23 protein-coding genes and 1 pseudogene are annotated in these 24,495 nt (G+C 48.9%); 8 read left to right on the forward strand and 16 right to left on the reverse strand.

The window, feature by feature from the left end:
• Positions 1–374 precede the first annotated feature (374 nt).
• The 6 genes and pseudogenes from JNE38_RS18425 to JNE38_RS18450 form a co-directional block, all read right to left on the reverse strand.
• Entirely contained in the window at positions 375–1,178 is an 804-nt protein-coding gene (locus JNE38_RS18425; RefSeq protein WP_203255088.1) for a glycosyltransferase family A protein, read from the reverse strand.
• Complete coding sequence (locus JNE38_RS18430; RefSeq protein WP_203255089.1) at positions 1,124–1,969, reverse strand: glycosyltransferase; 846 nt, start codon at positions 1,967–1,969, stop codon at positions 1,124–1,126. Before JNE38_RS18430 ends, JNE38_RS18425 begins: the two co-directional genes overlap by 55 nt.
• A gap of 1,725 nt (positions 1,970–3,694) precedes the next feature.
• Positions 3,695–3,922, reverse strand: a pseudogene (locus JNE38_RS18435) (DNA ligase); the annotation flags it as partial.
• A 65-nt stretch (positions 3,923–3,987) separates the two neighbouring features.
• A complete protein-coding gene (locus JNE38_RS18440; protein WP_203255091.1) occupies positions 3,988–5,346 on the reverse strand; it encodes a GerAB/ArcD/ProY family transporter in 1,359 nt (452 codons plus the stop codon).
• Positions 5,347–5,594: 248 nt separating this feature from the next.
• Entirely contained in the window at positions 5,595–6,740 is a 1,146-nt protein-coding gene (locus JNE38_RS18445) for a Ger(x)C family spore germination protein (RefSeq protein ID WP_238933739.1), read from the reverse strand.
• Between the two features lie 5 nt (positions 6,741–6,745).
• A complete protein-coding gene (locus tag JNE38_RS18450; RefSeq protein WP_203255093.1) occupies positions 6,746–8,356 on the reverse strand; it encodes a spore germination protein in 1,611 nt (536 codons plus the stop codon).
• A 138-nt stretch (positions 8,357–8,494) separates the two neighbouring features.
• On the opposite strand from JNE38_RS18450, the gene ligD reads away from it, so the two are divergent.
• The 3 genes from ligD (at position 8,495) to JNE38_RS18465 (ending at position 10,628) form a co-directional block, all read left to right on the forward strand.
• Entirely contained in the window at positions 8,495–9,397 is a 903-nt protein-coding gene (gene ligD / locus JNE38_RS18455) for a non-homologous end-joining DNA ligase (RefSeq protein WP_203255094.1), read from the forward strand.
• Positions 9,398–9,470: 73 nt separating this feature from the next.
• Complete coding sequence (lgt, locus tag JNE38_RS18460; protein ID WP_203255095.1) at positions 9,471–10,268, forward strand: prolipoprotein diacylglyceryl transferase; 798 nt, start codon at positions 9,471–9,473, stop codon at positions 10,266–10,268.
• 120 nt (positions 10,269–10,388) lie between these two features.
• Entirely contained in the window at positions 10,389–10,628 is a 240-nt protein-coding gene (locus JNE38_RS18465) for a hypothetical protein (RefSeq protein WP_203255096.1), read from the forward strand.
• Positions 10,629–10,721: 93 nt separating this feature from the next.
• Here JNE38_RS18465 and JNE38_RS18470 read toward each other — a convergent pair whose 3' ends face one another.
• The 3 genes from JNE38_RS18470 to JNE38_RS18480 all read right to left on the reverse strand — a co-directional run bounded on the left by JNE38_RS18470 (position 10,722) and on the right by JNE38_RS18480 (position 13,194).
• Complete coding sequence (locus JNE38_RS18470) at positions 10,722–11,741, reverse strand: inorganic phosphate transporter (protein ID WP_203255097.1); 1,020 nt, start codon at positions 11,739–11,741, stop codon at positions 10,722–10,724.
• Positions 11,734–12,351, reverse strand: a complete 618-nt coding sequence (locus JNE38_RS18475) for a DUF47 domain-containing protein (protein ID WP_203255098.1) — start codon at positions 12,349–12,351, stop codon at positions 11,734–11,736. Before JNE38_RS18475 ends, JNE38_RS18470 begins: the two co-directional genes overlap by 8 nt.
• Positions 12,352–12,549: 198 nt before the next feature.
• On the reverse strand, positions 12,550–13,194 hold the full coding sequence (locus JNE38_RS18480; protein WP_203255099.1) for a GGDEF domain-containing protein: 645 nt from the start codon (positions 13,192–13,194) through the stop codon (positions 12,550–12,552).
• A gap of 286 nt (positions 13,195–13,480) precedes the next feature.
• Between JNE38_RS18480 and JNE38_RS18485 the strand changes: the two genes are divergently transcribed.
• The 4 genes from JNE38_RS18485 (at position 13,481) to JNE38_RS18500 (ending at position 16,927) form a co-directional block, all read left to right on the forward strand.
• A complete protein-coding gene (locus tag JNE38_RS18485) occupies positions 13,481–14,734 on the forward strand; it encodes an MDR family MFS transporter (protein ID WP_203255100.1) in 1,254 nt (417 codons plus the stop codon).
• A 158-nt stretch (positions 14,735–14,892) separates the two neighbouring features.
• Positions 14,893–15,960, forward strand: a complete 1,068-nt coding sequence (locus JNE38_RS18490; RefSeq protein WP_203255101.1) for a type III polyketide synthase — start codon at positions 14,893–14,895, stop codon at positions 15,958–15,960.
• Positions 15,961–16,001: 41 nt separating this feature from the next.
• Positions 16,002–16,481, forward strand: coding sequence for an isoprenylcysteine carboxyl methyltransferase family protein (locus tag JNE38_RS18495; RefSeq protein ID WP_203255102.1), 480 nt, complete (start codon positions 16,002–16,004; stop codon positions 16,479–16,481).
• Positions 16,482–16,603: 122 nt separating this feature from the next.
• Positions 16,604–16,927 (forward strand): hypothetical protein, encoded by a 324-nt coding sequence (locus JNE38_RS18500; RefSeq protein ID WP_203255103.1) that lies wholly within the window; start codon positions 16,604–16,606, stop codon positions 16,925–16,927.
• Between the two features lie 6 nt (positions 16,928–16,933).
• Here JNE38_RS18500 and JNE38_RS18505 read toward each other — a convergent pair whose 3' ends face one another.
• The 4 genes from JNE38_RS18505 to JNE38_RS18520 all read right to left on the reverse strand — a co-directional run bounded on the left by JNE38_RS18505 (position 16,934) and on the right by JNE38_RS18520 (position 19,600).
• Positions 16,934–18,049 carry an aminopeptidase gene (locus JNE38_RS18505; protein WP_203255104.1) on the reverse strand — a complete coding sequence of 372 codons (1,116 nt, stop codon included), beginning with the start codon at positions 18,047–18,049 and terminating at the stop codon, positions 16,934–16,936.
• A 137-nt stretch (positions 18,050–18,186) separates the two neighbouring features.
• Positions 18,187–18,357: a DUF4025 domain-containing protein gene (locus JNE38_RS18510; RefSeq protein ID WP_203255105.1), complete on the reverse strand. Its 171-nt coding sequence runs from the start codon at positions 18,355–18,357 to the stop codon at positions 18,187–18,189.
• A 136-nt stretch (positions 18,358–18,493) separates the two neighbouring features.
• Positions 18,494–19,108, reverse strand: coding sequence for a hypothetical protein (locus tag JNE38_RS18515; RefSeq protein WP_203255106.1), 615 nt, complete (start codon positions 19,106–19,108; stop codon positions 18,494–18,496).
• Between the two features lie 72 nt (positions 19,109–19,180).
• A complete protein-coding gene (locus JNE38_RS18520) occupies positions 19,181–19,600 on the reverse strand; it encodes a MarR family winged helix-turn-helix transcriptional regulator (RefSeq protein WP_203357633.1) in 420 nt (139 codons plus the stop codon).
• A gap of 380 nt (positions 19,601–19,980) precedes the next feature.
• Between JNE38_RS18520 and lepB the strand changes: the two genes are divergently transcribed.
• A complete protein-coding gene (lepB, locus tag JNE38_RS18525; protein ID WP_203255107.1) occupies positions 19,981–20,541 on the forward strand; it encodes a signal peptidase I in 561 nt (186 codons plus the stop codon).
• Positions 20,542–20,591: 50 nt separating this feature from the next.
• Here lepB and JNE38_RS18530 read toward each other — a convergent pair whose 3' ends face one another.
• The 3 genes from JNE38_RS18530 to ggt form a co-directional block, all read right to left on the reverse strand.
• Positions 20,592–21,419: a M15 family metallopeptidase gene (locus JNE38_RS18530; protein ID WP_203255108.1), complete on the reverse strand. Its 828-nt coding sequence runs from the start codon at positions 21,417–21,419 to the stop codon at positions 20,592–20,594.
• Positions 21,420–21,501: 82 nt separating this feature from the next.
• A complete protein-coding gene (locus tag JNE38_RS18535; protein WP_203255109.1) occupies positions 21,502–22,392 on the reverse strand; it encodes a Rossmann-fold NAD(P)-binding domain-containing protein in 891 nt (296 codons plus the stop codon).
• 20 nt (positions 22,393–22,412) lie between these two features.
• Complete coding sequence (gene ggt / locus JNE38_RS18540) at positions 22,413–24,440, reverse strand: gamma-glutamyltransferase (RefSeq protein WP_203255110.1); 2,028 nt, start codon at positions 24,438–24,440, stop codon at positions 22,413–22,415.
• Positions 24,441–24,495 lie beyond the last annotated feature (55 nt).

Raw genomic sequence — 24,495 nt, forward strand, 5'->3', positions numbered from 1 at the left:
GCTTTTTGTTAGAGATGTTGCATGGAGACTCTCCACGATACTTATTTCAGTGGACAGCAGCACAATGGACGTCAGTGTCTATCATCGTCGTTTCATTAGTGGCAGGCGCTTATCTTCATTTACGACTATCAAAACCTAAAGAAAGTGCTTCATAGCCATTTTACCTCAGCCGGTATTCCTTATCGAATAGGATGCCGGCTATTTGGGGGGAGAATGTGGGTTAGCGTACAAAATCCAAGTTTTTGTTGGCGGTACCCCCTATTAAACTTTGGCGCTACAAAAGTCGAAAATGCAAAATGAGAGTTGGTTTCCATGACGGTGAAAATAAAAACCGTTGCCCCGACTATGGTGACGACGGTTACTTTATGTTTACGTCATGTTCGTTTCTTTAGAGACTTTTCTTTTATATACGAGAAAGCCTCTAGGTAATCCCCTAAGCTAGTCAAGCTTTGCTTCCTTCTATTCAATCCCGCACTGCTCTTTCCTACGTGAATCTCATCTATAATGCTATGTGAGTTACCGATTCGCAATTCCTGTTCAAGAGCGATCGCATGCGCTAATGGAGGGATGTGTAAATGATGGAAACCGATCGTGGCAGCCGCTGGCTGCTTGATCGCGAAAGGAAGATCGTTCATCGATGAGACTCCTAGCTCATGGCGGTCGAATAAGCTATTGAGATACCTCCTGGCCAGTACTAAAGTAGAGATCTCCCTGGTTTCAGATAGGGGGATTTTGTTGGTCTTTCGCAATGCAACATCAACATCGCGATAACAAGCACTGGCAAAAGGCTGCAGCTCCTCCGCGCGTATCACCTTGTCTCCACATAGAAACAGCAAGACATCTCCGGTAGCCTCCTGTGCTCCGATCGCCCTCCACATATCTTGGCCTAATGGAAAGGGGTAAACGTAGGTCGTCATCGAATAAAAAGAATGGTTTAAGATGATATCTAAGGAACGGTCGTGACAGCCATTGACTACAAACAAAATTTCTTTCGGATATAGTCGCTTCGCCTGTTGGAGAACTCTTTTGATGGTGGCTTCATCCTGTTGAACAGAAATGATGACGCTAAGCCTGGTGCGATTTTCGATTTTTTGAGAGGAAGTGATTCGCTTCTTGTTATTTCTTATTGCCGGTTCGTGTCCGTTTCGCTTGGTATTTGCTCCCCCTCTCCCTCCCATTCATTCGGTTCCTGAAGGTAAACCGACCGTAAATGAAGTGACCCGGGCACTTTCAACATATTTCTGTAGCGTTCACCATCCAGCAATCCGCCTCGGGAGCCCTTGCCATTCGTCAGAAGGGCGATCGCCTCCATGTGATCAGCTAAGATTCTACTGGTGTTTTTTATCATGGTCTGGACAGGAGCCTGATTCCAAACCAAGGGGCAGCTTGGCTGGATCCATTTGACGGAAAGGTTACGAACGATTGCCTTCACTTGCGCAAGAGGTGGAACGGCCAACGATTCATACCCAACCTGCTCGAATGCCTTCCTATTTAGTGCGTAGGGAATCTTGTACATCGATCCGGTTCTCATATCCGCATTTCCTGTCAAGTGGTTTAACAGCTGGAACGCCAGTTTCTCCGGCGTACGTTTCTCTTGAGAACAAGGACAGGAATCCGAGGTTATGACCACGTCCCAGCCCTGTTTGATTGCCTTTACATATTTTCTCAAGACTTGCAACGGTACGGACAGCCTCTCGTCCAGAAAGAGCAGTTCGTCTCCTCTGGCGTGATACCCACCGATGGCTCTCCCTTCGTCATAGGTGAAGTGTGAACCTACATGAATGACCCGTGCTCCAGAGCCATGTGCCAACAAAGACGTAATAGGTGCATCACCCGTGCAAACCACGATCACTTCAATAGAAGTAGATAGTTTTTTTACCAAATTGATCAAATGTGGTATCTTAACTGCCTCGTCGCTCGCTGGGATGATAACGGACAGTTCAGGTCTTTCGGTTTCAACGTTTTCCATCTCGTCTCCCCCGGCAATGAAATGGATTTCTCCTCCTACTGTACGCGCATGGCACCTAGTTGGACACGGCACCTATCCTCTTATTGACGTGTGTAGGGGAAAAAAACCGTCATGGCACCCTGTTGTAAACGGTATATAATGCTGCTACTCTGGCAGATGTATCCGGGAGACGAATCACATCATCCTTCAGCGTGAATTTTACAGATGTTACTCTGGAAGCCCATTTTACAGTAAGTTCTGACTGCTCCCTTAGATATATCAGGGATGTGATGTAGATATAGCCGCAAAAGGTTGGTTACGGTGGGATAATGCAGAGTTATTCATAAGAAATCAAGGAAAGGATTTATTTTGTCAAAGCAAATTCGAAGAATTAGTTAATCACGAGAAGTCACTTTACAAAAGAGCAGGAGAAATTAGTCCCTTTCAATACCAAATTAGTATTGAAAAAAGGAAACTTGAAGGTTCGAAGGAAACGGATAAACTCTGGTTTGATTTACTTGTAATTATTTTCTCTTCCTCAGTTGGCGTAATTTGGCCGGTAACGTTACTTCCATATAGTCTTAAAGTGCATAATAATGTGATTACAAATTGGCTCGCAATCGGGTGTTTTATTTATGTACTGGTAGCTTTATTTACTTTTCTTATCTGGTCTTCCTGTCAGTGCCACGAAGATGATTAGTCTCATTAACTATATGTCCACCGTTGGATTCAAAACCCTAATATGCACCTATTCTCGATTGAGAAACATCGGATGCCCTTTAAATTATGATGAACAACAATCGATAAGTAAAAATCCCTTCGTATACAGAAGAGACTTTTACAAGAGGTGGATGGAATGGAACAGTGGAACTGTGTTCCTAAATCAATATATGAAACCCGTAGCTTGATGGACTGGATAAAATGACCATGACCATTTATTACATTAAGCTGACGAAAGGCTACCCAGTTCTCATTCGGCTAGGAGTGGGCAAAATAAATTTGGAACAACGCTAAATCGTGGTAGTTACGATCGGTGTTGCTGAGATGCTATTATCAAACTACTTTGCGCTGGGTGTCAGCTACGGTGGTACTTGGCCACTTAGAAAAAATGCCCCCTCGATAACAAAGGGAGCAAATACGGGAAAGTTCCAAAAAGACCATCATCATAACAATATGAAAATAGATTGCTTTCTGTGTGTGAATAAAAAATTTTTCCAAGCTAAGTATTTGAGTAAATAAACTTTAGCTTCAAGGGATCGATGGCAGGCACGGGGATGCTCCTTGCGGTGGATACCATCATAAGGTGCTTGCTGATGGCCAGGGAGCGCGATCAGAACCGAAGCACAACCCGGAAGAACGATGTCTTGCAAGCACCATCCACCGCCCTATCTGTGATTCTATCCACTGGCATTCCCCGTCGTTCACTAGTTTGATAGGTCGGCCATTCTGAACCATTTCCTTAATGTTGATACAAAGCATGTTATAACGATTGCAATGGTCTTAGGCTGCCAAAAGACCGTAGTCTTTCTTAATGACCAAATACCGGCGCAACACCGAGTTAATACAAACTTGTGAACTTTTACCGGTACGTGATCGACATTTTCTGTTAGTCAAATCACAAGTTGAAATAGCTTGGCAGGTCACAATCACGCCTGTAATTACATGTGTATTATGATTTTCGAAGAATAAATGTTAAATTAAATAAGATAATGAACATATTTATAAACACATATAAACACCTTATAAACCGTCCAAGATGACAGAAACGCCATGGAAATAACTGGAAATATCAGCGATTTCCGGGTAATGAAGCGTGCGCTCGTTCTGCTTGCGGTTGAACAGCCTCACTTCCTGTCCGTCGTAATACGTCAAGACGCGTACGCCGTCCCACTTTACTTGCGCGACCCACTGCGTGCCTTCTGGAAACACATCCGTACTGATTGGTTCAAACGGGAACACCGGGGTTAAATCCATCGCTGCCATTCCTTTATTGTATTTTTGAGAACTGCTTCTTACGCTCGACTGACAGGTGTTCCAGGCTACTGGCGGAACGATCCGGAGGCTTTCCCTTTTCCTAGCTTCTGCTTGCCGTGATTCAATGCTTGCATCTCCGCATAGCTGGCTAACAGAGTAATGAAAAAGAAAATGATAAATGCCACCGCAGTAACGATTCCTCCCATCTCAGACTTATTTAAAAATACATCCCCCAACAGAATGGTTACTATGCTGGCTCCCAGCGAAATCGCCCCCAGCCAAACACAGAACCTGTAAAAACGGAAAAGCTTGGTCCCCTCAGGAATGCTCACTTGCACTTCCACTTTTCGATTGGATCGAGCCTTGATATACAAGATAGACAACAACGGAATCTGGACGATCATTGCAAGTAACGGCAAGCTGTAGCTGAGGAATGCATCCAGATCCGGAATCCTCTGAAAAACCAGCAACGAAGTGACGGCAATAAGCCAGCCTGTAGGGAAATTGTAAACAGGATAGTGATCCTGCCCGCCAAAAGAGCCTAACCCGACTAAAAGTGCCAGGTAAGCGACGATAACTTTGATCGTAAAGGCCGGGAACCACAGGCTGAACAGCACGATTTCTACCCTGTCCAAGAAGTCTGTGACATGGATTTGCTGAACCAAAATGAACATCGGGAAATTGAGCCGACTCGCAATCGTATATCCCATGACCCCCAGCAAGATGAACAAGAGAAGCGTGGCGGAAAATCCAACGATGAAAATGCCGTGTTTCATAGCCGCAAAAAACAGTCGCGGATGAGTGGATGCGTGGAGGAAGGCGCCGAACAACAGAATGTCTCCATAGATTCCGATAGGCACGAAGTTGCTGACGATAATCCGATTCAAATTGGTGCTCAGGATCGGTTCGAGTCGTTCAATGCTGTACTCGTTGGTCAATAAAAAGTACATCCCAATCGACATAAGAAAAAAAGCAGGAAAATAAATTTCATTGACCCTCGCCGCTACTTCCAGGCTGGTTCTTCCGTAATACATGATCAGCAGAACAAACACGATCAGTATGATTTCCAACGGTGTCTGTGGGAGCAGCGTGGCATGAAAGAACTTGCAGGCACCTTTGACATCGAGGCAAATGATGAGCCAGATATACAGGAGCAGAATGATGTTGACGAAGCCGCCAACCCATTTCCCAAACACAATGAAGACAATCTCAAAGATGTTTTTTCCCGGGTAAGCTCTGGTCAACTCAGCGAGAACGAAAGCGATCACGATCGCAAAACAGACCGGAATGATCTGGGAGAACCAAGCATCCATCCTTCCAATTGCCGCCAATGTCCGGAAAAACGAAATCATCATTCCTGTCAGCAATACGGTTCCCACCAGCCAAGCCACTTGCCGGTGGTTGATCACTTGTTTGTGAATCATTCGTGCCCTCCTTTACAACAACTGATCTACCCACCCTTTAATTCGTGGGGATAGGATGTTTAGAAAATGGCCAATGGGAAGCAGTTGCGTTTGTTGAAATTGAAGAATCACAAAAAAGAAGATCGTGAAACCGTATAAGATGAAAATAACCGCCTGCTGTTTTGCTGGCATTTGTTTTCTTTTCCGGAGAAAAAGGAACAGCTTTACAACCAGAATGCTGCAAAAAAACAACATGAACAGTCGATTCATCAAGGATCTTCCTTTGTAATGTTCGTTGTGGTTTGCCCTACGTTGGAGATTTGAACCTGAGTCTTTACGCTGTAAGTAATCCGAGGCAATTCATCGTGCCATACTTCGCGGTATTTTGATTTCCAGAGATCCGGATAATTACGTGCAAGGACGATCCCGAGCCCGATGGTATCCGCCTTCGTCTTTTTCGTTCTTTCCAGAATCGTGACGATTCCCTTCGTGACTTCTTTCGCCAGATGATTTTCAAGCATGGTGTTTATTTTTCTTTCTTCCAGATCGAGATCGCTCATATTTTCAACGATGCCCGCAGTGGTGTACACCCGAATGTCAAAATGAATCTTTCCATTTTTCAACACAGGCTTGATATCGGCCTTACCCTTTTGTAAATAGAGACTAAACCGTCCCTTTTTCCCCAGATCCAAGATGACGCTAAAGGGATCAAATGTGCGTTGAAACCAACGAAGCCCTTTGGCTTCTTCCGCCGTGTATGTGGTGACGAGCCTTTCTCCCCGGAAAGCAGCGATTCCGGTGGATTGAATCTCTTTTGACTTTCCCTTAGGCTGCGAGTTTACGGCTTCAAAAATCGGCAGAAATGGATCCACACCCGGCGTGTTCAGCATTTGGGAGACGTCCTTGATCGTCACCGGAATCGCGACCGCCTTTACGAGCTCCCGAATGGCTTCCCCTGAAAAGCGTTCAAATTGGGGCTGCGCTTCCAAGAGGCTGATCGCCTTTCCTTTTGTCGCAACAATATAGGCTGTCAGGCGATTTTCTGGAAATCGGGAAATGATATCGAGCGATTCGCGAAACCCGTCTTTTGCCAGGCTCTCTCCGATTACGACGATTCGATGGTGCGCGTAGTAGATATGCCTCGACATCCTGGACTGCATTTTGTTATGAGCATCACGCATGGTTTTGCCGACGGCTGAGTCCACATAATAGCTCTTCTCACCGCTTGTCCCACCGCCACCACCCGATGTTCCCCCCATATGACTGACAAGGGGAACCTGTACGGATAGGCGGACGCCCTCCGCCTCTTTGTCAACCGCCATCGCAATGACGATCGCAATGTCATTGACTTCACGGCGGTCCCAACAACCAGAGACTGTCAGCATGCACAGTACGATCGTGAGAAGCAGTGCCATGCGCTTCACGATTTCCCCTCCTCGTTCGAATGACTGTTGCCCTTGATCCCCTCCTGCCCTTTGTCTTGATTAATGGAAGCTACGAATCCGGCATCCATTCTCCTCGCATTTTGAATCCCCATAAAGCTTGGTCGCTTTTCGAGCTGCGACCACGGAGAGCGCAGGAAGACATCCTTTAGATCCCCGACTGACATGGGTGCGATAGGAGAGAGATAGGGAACGCCAAACGATCGCAGGTTCGCCATATGTCCCACAATAATGAGGAGTACGACCAATATTCCGTAGATACCCAAGATGGAAGCAGCGATCATGATCGGAAACCGCAGCATGCGCAGGGCGATCGCAGCGTTGAAATGAGGAATCGTAAAGGAGGCGATCCCAGTGATGGATACCACAATAACCATAGGGGCCGAGACGATCCCCGCTTGTACTGCTGCTTGACCTACAACGAGGGCACCCAATATACTGACAGCTTGGCCGACCGTCTTGGGAAGGCGAATGCCTGCTTCGCGCAACGCTTCAAAGGCAATCTCCATGAGAAGGGCCTCGACAATAGCAGGAAAAGGAATGGCCTCGCGAGCGGCGGCAATGCTGAGCAGCAGCGTCGTCGGAAGCATTTGTTGATGAAAGGTGGTGATCGCCACGTAGACCCCAGGTGTTAGGAGGGATACAAACAGGAACAAATAGCGCAGCCAGCGAACCAACGTCGCCATTTGGAAACGCTCGAAGTAGTCCTCGTTCGCTTGCAGCATCATCCAAAATGTAGTCGGCACCAGAAGCACCATGGGTGTACCATCTACAAAAATGGCAACCCTCCCTTCCAGAAGAGCGCCAGCTACCGTATCGGGGCGTTCCGAATACATAACCTGCGGAAACGGGGAATAGGTACTGTCTTGAATAAATTCTTCGATATATCCGCTTTCCAGTACGGCATCGATATCAATCTTCCCGATACGCTGAGAAACCTCATCCACGATTTGCGGATCGGTGATTCCTTCCAGGAACGACACTACGATATTTGTGTTTGACTCTCGACCGACCACCAGTGATTTCATCTTCAGTCGAGGGGTTTTCAGCTTCCTGCGCAGCATGGACGTATTCGTACGGATGTTTTCGATAAAGCCTTCCCGCGGCCCGCGGATGACTGCCTCTCCCTCTGGTTCATTCACAGAGCGCATTTCTGCTCCGCGGATCCCCAACGTGAGTGCCTCCGTATTGCCCTGAATCAGAATACCCGTATCCCCACTGAGCACGGCCTGCAGCAGCTTTTTATAATCCCTGACCTTGGATATCTGCGAGACGGGCAATAGCGCTTCCTCTATCACTTGAATATCGTCGTCGCCATCTTCCAAGACCATCAACGCTTTCAATGCCTGATTGACTTCTTTGGTGTCAATCAGGCCATCCACAAAAACGGCAACCGCGTGCACGCTGTTTCTTTGCTTGAACTCGCGAATGACGAAATCGGAGCAATCGGAGAACAAATTTTTCAGAAAGGAAATGTTATCTTCCAGCTCTTCAAAAAGCGGAATGCCTTCCAGCTCTGTCAAGCTGCAGGCATCGATCGTGTCAATGAGTTCTTGTGTCCTGTCTCTTTCTTTTCTCGGAAACTTCATCCCTTCACCAACCACTGGCAAGATATCCGTATTATGGATAACATCGCCCCATCCTATGCAGGCAGCCATTTCCTCGCATAAGGTACGCGCCAGTGGAGAAAGTAGGGGCAAGTAGACGACTGGGAAGAAGGTGCCTGTTTGCCAACCGCAGCCAAAGAGTACGAGCTGACCCTCGACGGCCACACGATGATGATTACGAACCCGTATAAACCGCTTTGGCCTGAGGCGAATGTCACCAAACTGGACTACATCCGGTATTTGCTGCTTGTCTCCTCCCCCCTTCTCGCCTATGCGAAGAACAGGCTTCTGACTGTCATTCGTTATCCGCACGGAATCCATGACAAGCATTTTTACCAAAAGAATGCTCCCGAGTACTCCCCGCCGTGGCTTATGACGAGTGTCTGGGAAAATACGCGCTACGTGCTGTGCAATGACCAAGCCACACTCATCTGGATGGCCAACCAAGCAGCACTGGAATGGCATGTTTCCTTTCACCACGCGCAGGATGAGATGCCTACCGAGCTGGTATTCGACTTGGATCCTTCTACAGATGATTTCTCCGTGGTAATCGAAGCGGCCCTGCTTCTAAAAGAGCTGCTCGACGAACTGCAGCTGCCGTCCATCGTAAAAACGTCGGGAGCGAGCGGTCTGCAAATCTACATTCCGATCGAGCTTCGCTATTCATTTGAGCAGACTCGGGAGGTCGGACAGTTCATCGCTTCTTATCTGGTGAGTAAACACCCGAAGCTGGTCACGATTGAAAGATTGATCAAAAATCGCGGAACGAAATTGTACATCGACTACCTGCAGCATTGGCGGGGAAAAACATTACCCGCTCCCTACTCGACGCGGGCAAAAATGCATGCAACGGTATCGACTCCTTTGCATTGGCGTGAAGTACCCCATATTCATCCGACTGATTTCACCGTACACAATGTGCCAGATCGACTAAAAAAAGAGGGAGATCTGTTTGCCGCCGTGTCTTTCCCCTCCCAACGAGCTTCGTTGGATGCGATCCTCTCGATCTTGCACCAGAGATGACGGTGATTTTTGAATCCTTGCTTCGGTTTATGCTATACTGTGCAGAGACGTTTAGAGGCAAGGAGGAACATTCATGATTGATCCGATAGCAATTGCACTCGGGCCCTTGAAGATTCACTGGTACGGCATCATTATGGGACTTGCATTTTTCCTAGGCACTTATCTCGCCCGGTACAATTCCAAACGTTCAGGCATCGATGCAGATCACATCCTGAACATGGTCGTATTGATCATACCTGCTGCGATTATTTGTGCCCGCCTTTACTATGTGATCTTTGAGTGGGATCAATATAAAAACAATTTGATGGACATTTTCGCGGTATGGAAAGGCGGACTTGCCATTCACGGCGGTCTGATCGGAGGCGTGCTGGCTGGGACCTGGTATATCCGCAAGCACAACTTGCCATTCCTCAAATTGGCGGACGTGATGATGCCGAGTGTCATTTTAGGGCAAGCCATCGGCCGTTGGGGCAACTTCATTAACCAGGAAGCGCATGGCGGTCCTGCAAGCGCGGAGTTCATGGCGAAATTCCCTGCCTTTATCCGCGATCAGATGTACATCGGCGGTCAATACTACCACCCGACCTTCTTGTATGAGTCGTTGTGGAACCTCGTTGTTTTTGGCATCCTGATCCTCATGCTTTACCGCTTCAAGAAATTCGATGGGCAAATCTTGTTCAGCTATATGATTTTGTACTCTATCGGTCGCTTCTTCATCGAAGGAATGCGTACAGACAGCTTGCTGATTGCGGACACGCTGCGTGTAGCCCAGCTGGTCAGCCTGAGCCTCATCGCTTTTGGACTGATCCTGATGCTCATCTTCGCTAGAAAAAGCAAGCAATCAGGTCAATCCCACAATTCCGTAGAATGACCAACGAAAACGTGCTCCCTTTCTGTTGAGAGGGGCACTTTTTTTGTTTCGCTTGTCTGAATTGTCACAAAGCCGGATATGATGGGAAGAAGAGATGGTAAACGGAAAGGAGAATGTGCGATGGATGAAGAAATGCTGGAAGAGTTTCTCGATCGTTCGGTTCGCATCCACTTTGCCCCGGATATGATAGGTCCTGGACTCTCTCCGCATGTGGACGGCAAACTGTATGACTACAGTGCAAATGGCATTATGCTGCAAGAAGCAGACGGCTCATTGGATTACATCCCCCTGTCATCGATACGGCTCGTACAGATCAAACCGAAGCCAGGTCTCTGGGAGAGATTGATTGGTTCTGCCTAGTGATCCTGCCATCAAAAAAAGACACCTTGCACCGGCTTGTCCACCGATGTCAGGTGTCTTTCTCATGTAACCAAAGCTTGCCCTACACCGTCCTTACAGGAACACGTCAAACACGACATAACAGGCTGCTGCGAGCAATGCGGTAACAGGCAGGGTAATGACCCATGTTACCAGAATGCGTCCAGCCAATCCCCATTTGACGGCGTTCAGCTTTTGGGATGCCCCTACCCCAAGGATCGCGGAAGTAATGACGTGTGTAGTACTCACTGGTAGCTTAAGCGTAGTAAAGATCGTAATGATCAGCGCAGAAGACAGGTCAGCCGAGAAACCGCTGATTGGCTTGATTTTCATAATCTTGCCACCCATTGTCTTGATGATGCGCCAGCCGCCAACCGAAGTACCGAGGGCCATAGCGATTGCAGCCGATAATTTCACCCAAAGCGGAATGGTAAACTCACCTGGCGCTTGATGCAAAAATCCTCCGGAAAGCAGGGCCAGCGTGATTACACCCATCGTTTTCTGAGCATCGTTCGCACCGTGGCTAAAGGATTGCCAGGAAGCGGACAGCACTTGCAGGGCACGGAAGTTGCGGTTTGTCCGATGATAGGCCGTATTGGCTACGATCGCAGACACGATCTTGATAACAATGAAACCGACAACGAAGGCCACGATCGGAGAAATAATCAGAGCTTTTACGATGTCAAGGAACCCTTCCATATTAATGGAGCCAAATCCTGCAGCACCTACCGCAGCACCGGCTACACCGCCGATAATAGCATGAGAGGAAGAGCTGGGAATCCCAAACCACCACGTGATCAGATTCCACAGGATTGCGGCGGTAAGTGCTGCAAGAACGACGAGCAATCCATTTTCTAATTTGAATGGATCTGTAATTTTTCCACCGATCGTCTTCGCTACCCCTGTATAGGTGAGGGCGCCAACCAGATTACATACAGATGCGATGATGATTGCCGTGCGAGGACTGAGCGCTCGTGTCGAAACAGATGTCGCGATTGCATTGGCCGTGTCGTGAAAGCCATTGATAAAGTCAAAGCTAAGCGCCATGATGACGACAAGTATGAGAATAATCACATCTGGCGAAAGATCAGGCATTCTTTAACACGATCCCTTCTACCAGGTTGGAAACGTCCTCTGCAAAGTCCGCACAGTCTTCAAGCTTGTCGTAAATCTCCTTCAGCTTGATCGCTTCAATCGGATTCGCATCAGGTGCGTTCAGCAGATCGGATACCATTTTCCGATAGTTCGAATCGGATTCATGTTCCAAGTCCTTGATTTCACGTGCGATTTTGGAAACGACCTGGTGATCCAGCTTGCGAAGAGTCCGGATCAGTTCGATTAGTTTCGCTGAGCATTTAACCAGAATATTAGCCTGAGCGAGGACGCGCGGATCCGGCTGTTTTACTTGGTAGAGATACATGCGATCTGCTACACCATCGATGTAATCGATCATCGAGTCCATCGTATGAGCCAATTGATGAATATCTTCGCGCTCAAGCGGAGTGATAAAAGTGGAGTTCAGCTCGTTCATGATGCGACGAACAATTTCATCCCCTTCTTTTTCCACAGCTTTGATTGCCTTGACCTTCGCTTCCAAATCCTGATAGTTTCCTATCATCTCATAGAACAGATGCGTTCCTTTGTGGACAGTGGCAATTTGCTGTTCGAACAGATCGAAGAAGATATACTTGTTAGATTTTAACATACGTTCCCTAGTCACTCCTTTGGAAAAATCACACCTAGATGATTATAACGAACATTAATGTGAACGTAAATTTAAAAACAAGGGAAAGTGTATGTATTTTTCTTTAACGTATTGTTAAGTTTTTGTAAATGCCCTTTACATGGCCACACAAAAACACTCGCATCCGCAAAAAGGTACGAGTGTCAGTGGCTTTCTTGTTTAATTCGTTGCGGCCAGCATGCAATCTTTCTGTTTCTTGGCTTCATACATGAGCGTGTCGGCTTTTTCCGTCAGCTGCATCGCATCCGCAGCATGAAGGGGAAACGATGCAACACCGATGCTTACCGTAACCCCATCGAGCTCTTCGCGGACTTGTTTTTGGATTCGCTCCCCGATCGCAAGCCCTCTATTCGTATCCGTATGAGGAAGGAGGACGACAAATTCTTCTCCCCCCCACCTGCCGACGGCATCTTGCCTACGTACGCAGGCTTGCAAAACCGTCGCAAATTGACATAATAGTCTGTCACCTTCCAAGTGTCCATGCCGGTCGTTGTATTTTTTGAAATTGTCTAAATCAATGAACAAAAGAGTCACTGGGTATTTCGATCTACGTGCTGTTTCTACTTCTTGATTCAATCTGCTGACAAAACGACGATTGACCAGGACTCCTGTGAGTGAATCATGGTATGCCATCTGCTGTAAGGAATGGACGTACTTGCCAACGTAATACCCGACTGCCAGCTGGACTGCTGCAGCCCATATAAACCAGCCCGTTTCATGATCATCTGCGGGTGCTCCAAAGGCAAGAAGCCACATTCCGATCATCAGACAGGATGCTCCCATGCTGATCCAGCGTGAATCCAAAGAAATCCCCCTCCGGTCCATGCAAACAACACGCGCCCTTCGTGATACATAAGACCTATCTCTATTATACAAAATTAGGACTTAATTCGTAATGATAGGAATATTTTACCTATCTTTTTTCTTGAGTTCAAGATAATTTCTCATGTTCATAGACCCAATTTTCACTCACTTGAAAGAATCCCTCCAAAAAACTTACTATTCACATTTATCCCAACCCTCTTTCTTTTTTTATGTCGCACCTTTATACTTACAAAAATATCCTTTATCGATAAGGAGGATTCTCCAAATGGTTTGGCTGTACAATCTCATCGCGCGTTATGACAGAGCCATCTGGATCCGCGTCATCGGGACCATTCTCACGACCTTCGCTGGTTTTATGCTCCGGCCGTTCCTCGCTTTCTACCTGTACGACCGGATGGATGGCAACCTCTTGCTAGCCGCGATGGTGACCAGCTTGCAACCGCTCACGAGCATCATTTCAGGTTACTTTGCGGGAAGCTTATCTGATCGTTATGGAAGAAAACCGTTGATGGTCGCAGCTCTCTTGATCGAATCGATTTCGATGATGGGCTACATCTGGGCCGATTCCATCTACACGTTTGCCTGTCTTACCATCCTCAACGGAATCGGTGCGTCCCTGTTTTGGCCAGCGGCCAGCGCACAGGTGACTGACATCGTCCCAGAGGAGAAGCGAAGCGAGGTTTTCGCATTGCTCCATACAGCTCTGAATCTGGGAGCGGCATCTGGCCCCTTAATCGGGGTTGCGCTGTATAAGATCAACCCTGGCATCGCATTCGGTATCTGCTCACTCGCACTCTTCATTTACTGCTTACTCATCGCTTGGCAGATACCGGAAACATTGCCTCAGGAAAAGCGGATTCAAGCCAGGAAGGGTGATGGCGAGAGTTCGGCGGGCCGGATGAAGCTTTTTGAACACAAGACCTTGATCTGGATGACACTCGCTGCTATCCCGGTGTCATTCCTCTATTCACAGGTTGAAATCATCCTGCCCCAGCACCTGCGTACCAAATACGATGACTTCCTCACCATCTTCGCCACCTTAATGACCATTAACGGAATCCTCGTCGTATGCTGTCAGATCGCTATCGCCAAATTCGCCGAACGCTTCCCAGCCCATCGCGTCATCCTGACGGCGTATTTATTCCTCGCGTGTGTCGGCTTCGGTTACGGCTGGGCACCAGGCCTGCTTGCTCTCATCCTCGCAGAGACACTGTTCACCATCGGGGAAATGCTGTACGGCCCCCAAATCCAGAAAGCCATTTCAGTCATGGCTCCTGAAGAATTCCGCGGGCGCTACTTCGCCATTTTTGGCGCTAACTGGGGAATTACCGGTACGATTGGCCCATCCGTCGGTGCCATCGCGTTTCGCGGCATAGGCGGCGCCTACTGGTTCTCTGTGTTAGGATTGCTGCTGCTCATCGGCGGACTCTTCCAATACCGTTTTGTCAAAAAAGCGATGCTCCGCCAAGCACCACCGTCCACTCAGCCCGAGCAGCAGGCTGTTTCCCCGTCCCTCTGACCGATCGCCCGTTCCTCGCAACAAAAGCCTGATGCGCACTTCTCGCACATCAGGCTTTCTTTTTGTCATTCACACTATTTCTATGGGATCACGAATTGGAACGAAATGGTAAGGGAAAACTGATGAGTACCTACTGAAAGACGGGAGTGAGAGACTGGATGCCCCGGATTGAAGCTGTTGCTACTGCAGTACCTCCCTATGTAATTACCCAAGAAGATTCGATGAAATTGGCGCGTCGCTTTTTTCAAGACGCTTTCCCTGATATTGACCGACTCCTGGGCGTATTCGGAAACAGTCAGATCCACAAGCGCCATCTTTGCATGCCATTGGATTGGTATGAAAGTGAACGGCATTTTGCTGAAAAGAACAAGCTGTACGTGGCTAACGCAGAAGAGCTGGCAGCCCAGGCAGCGCGCAATTGCTTGGGAAAAGCAAAGCTCTCCGCTGACTCTATCGACTGCCTGATGTTTGTATCCAGCACCGGAATCGCTACGCCCAGTCTGGATTCGCGCTTGGTCAACCGGTTAGGGATGCGCTCGGACGTCACCCGCGTACCTCTTTGGGGTCTCGGATGTGCAGGCGGTGCCATGGGACTCTCTCGTGCTTGCGAGTACGCTCGCGCTTATCCAGAACGCCGTGTGCTACTCGTCAGCGTCGAGCTGTGCGGCTTGACCTTTATCCGACAAGATATGTCCAAAAGCAATCTGGTCGCGACCTGTCTGTTTGGGGACGGCGCTGCTGCTGTTCTCATCGAAGGCGACCATGCAGGCTCGCAAGAACAAAGCTCCCCGCGGCCGTATTTCCGCGGTGCACGGACTACGACATGGCCTGATACGTTGGACGTCATGGGTTGGGAGGTGACAGAGCCTGGCCTCAAGGTCGTCTTTTCCCGCGACATTCCCAGCCTCATCCATCAATCCATGCGAGAAAATGTCGATACCTTTTTAACCCCTCATGACACCTCAGTCGACCGCTTGCGGCATTTCATTTTTCATCCGGGAGGAGCCAAGGTGCTGACTGCCTACCAGCGTTCATTGGGATTGTCAGCCGAAGCTACGCGTCTTTCCTCAGAGGTACTGAGGGACTTTGGCAACATGTCCTCTCCGACCGTGCTTTTCGTGCTGGAGAAGAGCATGGAGCGGAATTGGGAGCCAGGCGATTTAGGACTGCTCGCGGCACTCGGTCCTGGATTCAGCTCAGAAATGCTGCTTCTGGAAGCGAGGTGACGCAGGTGCTATTTTTTTGGATCGTCCTTGGAGTCCTACTCATGCAGCGAGTGTCTGAGCTTTTCCTCGCAGCCAGAAATGCGCGGATCGCGCGAGAGATGGGCGGATATGAAGTCGGTGCCGAGCATTACGTGTACATCGTCGCTTTGCATGTTCTCTTTTTCCTGAGTCTGACTGTCGAAGTGATGATGTCCCAGCCTGTTTCTCTTCCCGTGTGGTGGAAGGTTTCGTTTACAGTGTTTCTCTGTGCCCAGGCCCTGCGCTATTGGTGCATCTGGAGTCTGGGGAGCCGCTGGAATACCCGGATCTTGATCGTGCCTGACTCTCCTCCCGTTTTGCGCGGCCCTTACCGCTTTCTGCGTCATCCCAATTACCTGGTGGTCGCAACCGAGCTTTTCGTATTGCCGATGACGTTTGGCGCTATCTTCACCGCTTTCACTTTCTCACTGCTGAATGCATGGATGCTGCTTCGCGTTCGGATTCCTCTGGAAAACAGTGCTGTTTACCCGACGAAAGAATAAAACATAGCAAAAAAGTCCCGGTCATCATTCGACGACGGAGACTTTTTACACAATTTTAGGTTTATCTTTCTTCGTCTGGAGGTAGAAGATAGAGTACCTATCTTACTCGCGAGGTGACACTCATGAATCGGACCAGCGTATTTGAGCCTCTGGAGACGAGAAAAATGATCGTCCGTGAATTCTTTGACTTGATCGATACCATCCCAAACTCGGATGCACAGGAAACGGTACAAAAGTTTCTCCGTTACCTGCAGGGAGTCCTGCGGATCAAGCAAGTCGTTCCCCCGACTGTAGAAATCATGACCGTCGTCAAACAGAGCAAACCGTTTCTCTATCACGCTGCCAGAAGAAGCGTGCTGCGGTCAAGCAATCTATACATGCTCTTTCAAGTGGAGATGGATCTCGAACTCGCGAAAGAGCGCTTGGAGCAGTATACGCAGCAATAAAAGACGCTACGCTTTCAAATTCTCTGGGTTGAGGCATTCCAGCTCAGGGATGACAAAGACACCGTCTTTGCGAATCAATACGCCATCGAACCAGATTTCTCCACCGCCCCAATCTGGGCGCTGGATGGATACCATATCCCAGTGAACGGAAGACTTGTTGCCATTGTATGCTTCGTCATAGCATTGGCCTGGGGTGAAGTGGAAGCTTCCGTCGATTTTTTCATCAAACAGAATGTCTTTCATCGGGTTGCGAATGAATGGGTTTACGCCAATTGCGAATTCACCGATGTAACGCGCTCCCTCATCCGTGTCTAGAATCTGGTTGATTCGATCTGTATCATTCGCAGTCGCTTTGACAATTTTTCCGTTTTCAAAAGTGAGCTGTACATTTTCAAACACAAAACCGTGGTACGGTGTCGGCGCATTGTGAGTGATGGTTCCATTGACCGAATCCTTTACGGGAGCCGTGTACACTTCACCGTCCGGAATATTGCGGAGTCCTGCACATTTCACGGCAGGAATGTCTTTAATGGAGAAAGTCAGATCGGTACCCGGACCAACCAGGCGCACTTCATCGGTGCGATTCATCAGGTCTACGAGGCTATCCATCGCTTTGTCCATTTTTGCGTAGTCCAGATTGCACACCTGGAAGTAAAAGTCTTCAAATGCTGCCGTCGACATATTCGCGAGCTGCGCCATTGAAGCGTTCGGATAGCGAAGAACGACCCATTTGGTATGAGGTACGCGGACGTTCATCACGGGAAGCTCATACAGGCGGGAATACATGCCCAATTTGTCACCTGGCACATCTGCCATTTCATTGATGTTGCTTCCCGCACGAATCCCTATGTAACCGTCCATTTTTTCCATGAGCTTCACTTCATGCTCTACCATGACGGCCAGTTGTTCTTCATTGCAATTCATCGCCAATTCACGGCTCACTGCCGGATTGATCAGCTGAACGAAAGGATTCCCTTTTGCCTTGTAGATTTCACGCACCAGCGCCGCTACCAGATCTGGTGTCTCTCCTTTGGCATTTATCAGGATGTTTTCACCTGGCTGCACTCGTACGGAATAGTTAACGAGATTGTAAGCCAATTGCTCAAGACGCGGATCTCTCATGAATCACTCACCCTTTCCCAATTTTCTGATTCCTCTTGTATTTTTAACGATAAATCGCAATAAGTCAATAAAATATATTTTATCAATTGGATATAGGGAAGCACCAGCTCGTCTTGCAGCTGGACTCCCCTTTTGTGTCACTGCCTGTTTCCTCTGTCCTCGATCGTCCCCATCTTGTACATGTCGCTCACCTGTTCTTGGGTCGTCGCCATTCCATCTGCAAATTCATTTGTCCCTGACATCTCAGCGGCTTCTGCAGCTCCACCTTGCTCTGCCCATTCTTGTCTGCCCTGTTGTTGCTGAGTCATTCGTACTCCTCCTTTCCGGATTTCCGCTATAGTTTTTACCGGGAACTCCCTGTTTACCCATTCGCTTGCATCCGGATTGAAAAAGCACAAAGACGCTTTGCTCACTCTGAGCAAAGCGTCTCCTTCTATTTTTCCTTTATTTGTCGCTGTCTGACTCTGGTGCAGTCCAAGACCAGCCGCTGCCGCTTCCGGTATTTTGGAATGCGTCGGCATTGATGACAATCGTTTCATCCTCTACTGGACCAGTTACCCAGCCGCTTACTGTAGGAGCTGCCGATGCTGCTGCAGGATTCACCACGATGTATTGACCCTCTACAGGAGCTGCTACCCAGCCAGCGGAAGGCGCATTTACAGGAACCTGTTGGTTTTGGATAACGAATTGATCTTCTACAGGAGCTGCTACCCAGCCGCTTGCGGCATTGGTTGCTGCTGCTTGATCACCATTTACAATCACGAACTGATCTTCTACAGGACTGTTCGCCCATCCGGCAGATTTGGAAGTCACTTGCTCTTTTTGCGGGAGAACGTATTGATCTTCCACTGGCATGTTGACCCATCCCGCTTGACCGGAGGTTGTCGCTTGTGGTGCTGCAATCGGGGTTGCTGTTGGTGCAATCGGGGTTGCTGTTGGTGCAACCGGAGCTGCTGTTGGTGCGGCTGTGGCAGCAGGCTCCTCCGCACAGGCTGCTTGCGCAAACAGCGCTGCTCCCAGAATCATGCTTCCCATCATCCATGTGCTGCTTTTTCTCATCTTGTGTACACTCCCCATTGGTTGTACACACTGTCATCAGAAATGTCCCCCACCCGCTAACCTGACGGCTTGCTACAAACACTGCTTCATTTTCACCAGAAAATATGTAAACTGTGCAATCTCTTCGTCGCTCAGGTTTTCCAACAGCTTACTTAGTAGCACACACCGACGAGACAAAAGACTCTCAATCAATGGGATTGCTTTTTCGGATAAAGTAACCCATACGACACGACGGTCCTGTTCGTCTCGGATCCGATCAATGTAACCAGCTTTCACTAGCCTATTGAGCGCAATCGTTGTAGCGCTATTGGACTGCTTCAGTATATTCGCCAGCTCGGATACCGTACTTCGTCCACGTTCATGAAGCACTCGCAGCAAAATGAATTGCTTTGGGCTGATCTGCTCTTCTTCCTCCAGCCAATGGCTGATAAAATAGCGAGCCATCTCGACAAATACGCGATCCAATTCTTCGATTTTACTGGTGCGGGACATTTCGCTCACATCATCACCTGTTTTCAGAAATTTTTTACGATACTTTTACTATAAAACTATATAGTGTAAGTACGGGAAGAGCAAGTCTTACCCTTCAAAATCATTTTTCTGAGATACAGGTGCGTGAACTGTGACAATGTGTTTACGATTTAATATTTTTACTGTAAAAGTTATTTGCAACATCATCTTACCTCAAACAGGAAAAACTGACAATACCCGAAAATGGCAAAATCGTGACATGGATTTTACTCGCCAACTTTTTTCGCTCTCCCAACCTTTTCCTTGAATCTTCTTCCGTATTCAAACGTAAAGCATGTATAATGAAAGGGCAGGTTTTGACCAGAGTACTAGAAAAACCAATTACATAGGAGATCAGATCTATGGAACAAACGAATAGTGCAACCAAATGGAAAGTAGAACTGTTTGATTGGTTAAAATCGTTCTTACTGATTGGCGGATTGACCGTCTTTATCTACGTATTTGTGATGGCCCCATACGTGGTTCAAGGAAGATCGATGGAGAGCACGCTGCACGACCGCGAGCGCGTGATCGTAAACAAAGCCATCTATTATTTGAAAGACCCCCAACCAGGCGACATTGTGATCATTCATCCTGACGCCAGCGGAGACAACTGGATCAAACGCGTAGTCGCGAAAGCCGGAGATACCGTGGAAGCGAAGAATGATCAGCTGTATGTCAATGGACAACCACTGAGTGAAGAGTATTTGACGAACAATAAGTTGAAAGCTTCTGCAGCGGGTGTCACTCTAACCGAAGACTTCGGTCCGGTTACGATCCCTGAGGGCAGTGTTTTCGTGATGGGAGACAACCGCAACAACAGTATGGACAGCCGTGTCATCGGACCGGTAAAGCTGGACCATGTCGTAGGACGCGCAGAAGCCGTTTATTGGCCGCTCGCCGACATCCGTCTTCCCCGTTAAGCGAATAGCAAAAAGCCGCTCCTTATGAGCGGCTTTCTTTTTTGCAACGATTATTGCTTTTGAACGGATCCGGATTGGTCGAAATAATCCTCCAGGGTAATGCCTTTTTTCATGATCTCTTCTGCGATCTCTTTCCCCACATACCGCAAATGCCAAGGCTCGTAGGCATAACCTGTAATGTCTTCTTTCCCTTTTACATAGCGGATGATAAATCCGAATTCTGCACAGTTGGCCGCGAGCCACTGTCCTTCCGGCGTATCTGCGAATGACTCTTCCAATCGGGTCTTCGCGTCTACCCCGGATACATCCATCGCAAGGCCAGTCTGATGCTCACTTTTCCCAGGAACCGCGCTATAGGCAGCGGCGTGCTCTGCACCTTGCGTCTTCACATACGTATCAAACAACGATTTTTGTGTTCGGTAGGAACGATAGCCCGAGACGGCATACAGCTCGATCCCTTGCTCTTTCGCCTTTGCAAACAGTTTTTCAAGTGCACCCGCGGCTTCCGCGCGCATCATCCGTTTCTCTACTTTCTCATCGAATGGGAAGGGCACGTTCGGCTCTACCAGATCAGCAGGAACATAATCCGCCGGCAATGCACGCTGTTTATTTACGACTACTGTCATTTCCGTTGCATTGGTCACCGTAGGCACGCCATCCACCATTTGTATGGTCTCTTCCAAAGAAGGCCTATTATTTTGTACAGGGCTTGCCTCTTGCTGCGAAGGTGCGCCCGTCTGCCCCGGAGCCGGCTCTGTCGAAGCTTGCTGTTTTTCTCCTGACAGCAATTTTCCGAGCGATGGAGCTTCACATCCACCTAAAAGTGCTGCTGATAATGCTGCGACAATAGCAAGACCAGTAGTGTGTTTTCTTTTCATGTCTTGTCCTCCTGATTCCATGCAGACACATACGTTCTGCTCTACCTTACCACGGAGTTAGACAGAAAAAAAGCGTAGATTGTCACACTTTTGGCGTTGAAAGTTTTGTTGAAATCGTCTGAATAAGCTCGGGAAGCCACTCGTCCAGCTCCCGGAATGTGAACCCGGCTGCTTGGGCTTTTTGGTTATCCATATAGAAAGAAGCCGGAAACGCAAAGGGAGAAAAGTCAGCTGCATCCTGTTCAGCCACCAGCTCCACTGGCTTGCCGACGATCTGTGCGATGTTCTCCATTAAGCTCTGCTGGCGGATGGTTCCGTTGGAGCAAGCATTGATGGGGCCTGTCAAGGATGAAGTGCCTACCCAATGCAAAAACTCAGCTGCTTCTTGCGCATGAATGAAACACATGATGGCCTGGGGATTCGCGATGCCGATCGGGCGCTCCTGTTGAATGTGCTCGACGTGGAAATGCAGTCTCTGGGTATAGTCATCCTCTGCCAGAACGATCGGGAAACGAACTGCCGCAACCGGAAAGTCGCTTTGCTGGAAGAAGACTGCCTCTGCCTGACGCTTTCCCTCCTGATAGGTGACTTTCTCTCTTGTGGCGGGCAAAATCTCGTAGTGGAACGGGTCGAATGCCTCCTCTTTCAGACTCTCATCGGAAAAATCATAGACGGAGAGCGTGGAGGTCAACACATATTTCCCCACTTTCCCGCGAAACACGTCGCACGCATCCAGTGCATTTTGAGAGGAATAGCAGATGTTATCATAAACGATATCCCACGATTGCTCACCCGCAGCAGACAGGGATTCCCGATCATCGCGGTCCAAGGTCAATCGCTTGACCCCAGGCGGCAGCTCGACTTCGGCCAGTCCCCTTGTCGCCACCGTCACGTCCGCTCCTGCCTCAACCAGCCCATGCACCAATCTCTTTCCGAAAAAACGGGTTCCACCGAGTACGAGTACTTTCTTCAAGACGAGCACCTCTTCTCCCATTATTTTTGCAATTGCAGCGTGCGATCTGCTGCATTCCATTCCACGGTATATCCCAATGCCTCCGCCACCTTTTTGACAGGCAAAAAGCCTTTGCCGTCAATCGCCACTGCCTTATTTTTGAAGGTCGCAAAATCGGTGCCTAATCCAAGCACCAGCTTCTCTGCCTCAATATAAGCGGTTCCATTCACCACTCTCATCTGATCGGCCCTGTATGGATAGACGATGCCGTTCACTTTCAATTCAAATGGGCCAGAGGGCTGCACAGCCTGCTGCTCGGGCTCCGCCGTGGTGTACGCAACGGCATCGACACCCAGAACCGTTCCTTGGCGAGTGTTATCAGCTCCACCGTACATCTTTCCGTTCTCCAGATCATATACGACAGCTTGCACGTTCCCGATGTTTGTCGGTTTTTCGGCAAAGCCGTGTCCTTTGGCCAGAAGCTGCAGGATGACATCCTGATCAAAGCCGTTTTCCCATGTCACCGCCGGGTACGCACTTGAAAAGATTCGCGGAGCCTCGATCGCCTCCTGAACGTTCATGCCGTGATCAATGACATTTAGAATCGTTTGCGAGACAGACGCGATAATGGTCGACCCGCCCGGTGATCCGACTGCCAAAAACGGCTTTCCATCTTTCAAGACGATCGTCGGCGTCATGCTTGAACGCGGTCTTTTGCCAGGCTCGGCCTGGTTGACACCGCCTGGCATGGCATCGAAGTCAGTAAGCTCGTTATTCAGCATGAATCCGTAGCCCGGCACCATGATCCCGCTGCCAAAGACATCCTCGATCGTGGTCGTGTACGAGACGAGATTCCCCCATTGATCCATGACCGAGAAATGGGTGGTTTGCTTCACGGGAGAAGGATCGCGGAAGTTCATCGCAACGACCGGTTTTTTGCCCGGATCATATCTCCACGGATCTCCCGCCTGCACCTTGGAATTGACCGAATCATCCTTGATCAGCGCTCTCCTCTCCTGAATGTACCTGTCGTCGATCAAGCCTTGCTTAGGCACCGGATACACATCTTCATCCGCCATGTAGGCTGCCCGATCCGCATAGGCAAGGTGGTTGGCTTCGATCAAATGGTGCAGGTAGATGGCGGATCCAAAGCCGTCCTTTTGATTGTCGTAGCCCTCCATCAGCTTCAGGATTTGCAGCAAGGTCAATCCTCCAGAGCTCGGGGGCCCCATCGTCACCACCTCATACCCTCGGAAGGTGCCCCGAACAGGCTCTCTCTCCTTGACCGTATACGCTTTCAAATCTTCCAAGGTCATGGTTCCGCCTGTCCGTTGTACCGTACTCACAAGCGCTTGCCCAATTTCCCCTTTGTAAAAAACGTTCGTTCCTTTGTCGTGAATCAGCTGAAGGGTCTTCGCCAAATCCGGTTGAACCAGCAAATCTCCTTCCAGCAGCGGTACGCCTTGCGGGGCGAATACTTGTGCCGCTGTGACGTGCTTCCTCAGTTTGTCGAGTGAATTCTTGATGTTGTCTGCCGTTACCCAGTTTACCCGAACCCCTTCGGAAGCGAGCTCGATCGCGGGTTCGATGACCTCTGGCAGCTTCATGGTCCCATAGCTTTTCAAAGCCTTTTCTACACCGAGCAAAGTGCCGGGGATTCCCACAGCCTGGCCGTTTGTGTGCCGTTCTTCAAAGGGGATCGGCTGGCCATCCTCCTGCAGGAACATTTCCGGCCTGGCTCCAGCAGGCGCTACCTCCCTGCTGTCAATGACCGTGACCTTGTTTTGGTCCTTGAGGTAAATCATCATGAACCCGCCGCCGCCCATACCCGACATGTACGGCTCTGCTACGTTCAAGGCAAGCTGAATCGCTGCAGCTGCATCCACTGCATTCCCGCCCTTCGCCAGGATGTCCTTGCCTACCTGGGCTGCCGCCGGATGGGATACGGCCACGATGCCTTTTGTCGCGCCGTCTACACCTTCAGGAACACCGGGAACTTTGGCCTGTACGGGCATTGCGAAGGTGGCTGCAGTGAGAAGCGAAAGGGCAAATAGCCTTGCCTTTTTCATACGATCCCCCCTGACATTATTTTCTTGTTTCTTCTATTATTATAATTTTCAGGTT

Origin of the sequence: Brevibacillus choshinensis, from assembly GCF_016811915.1 — a bacterium.
Classification (GTDB): domain Bacteria; phylum Bacillota; class Bacilli; order Brevibacillales; family Brevibacillaceae; genus Brevibacillus; species Brevibacillus choshinensis_A.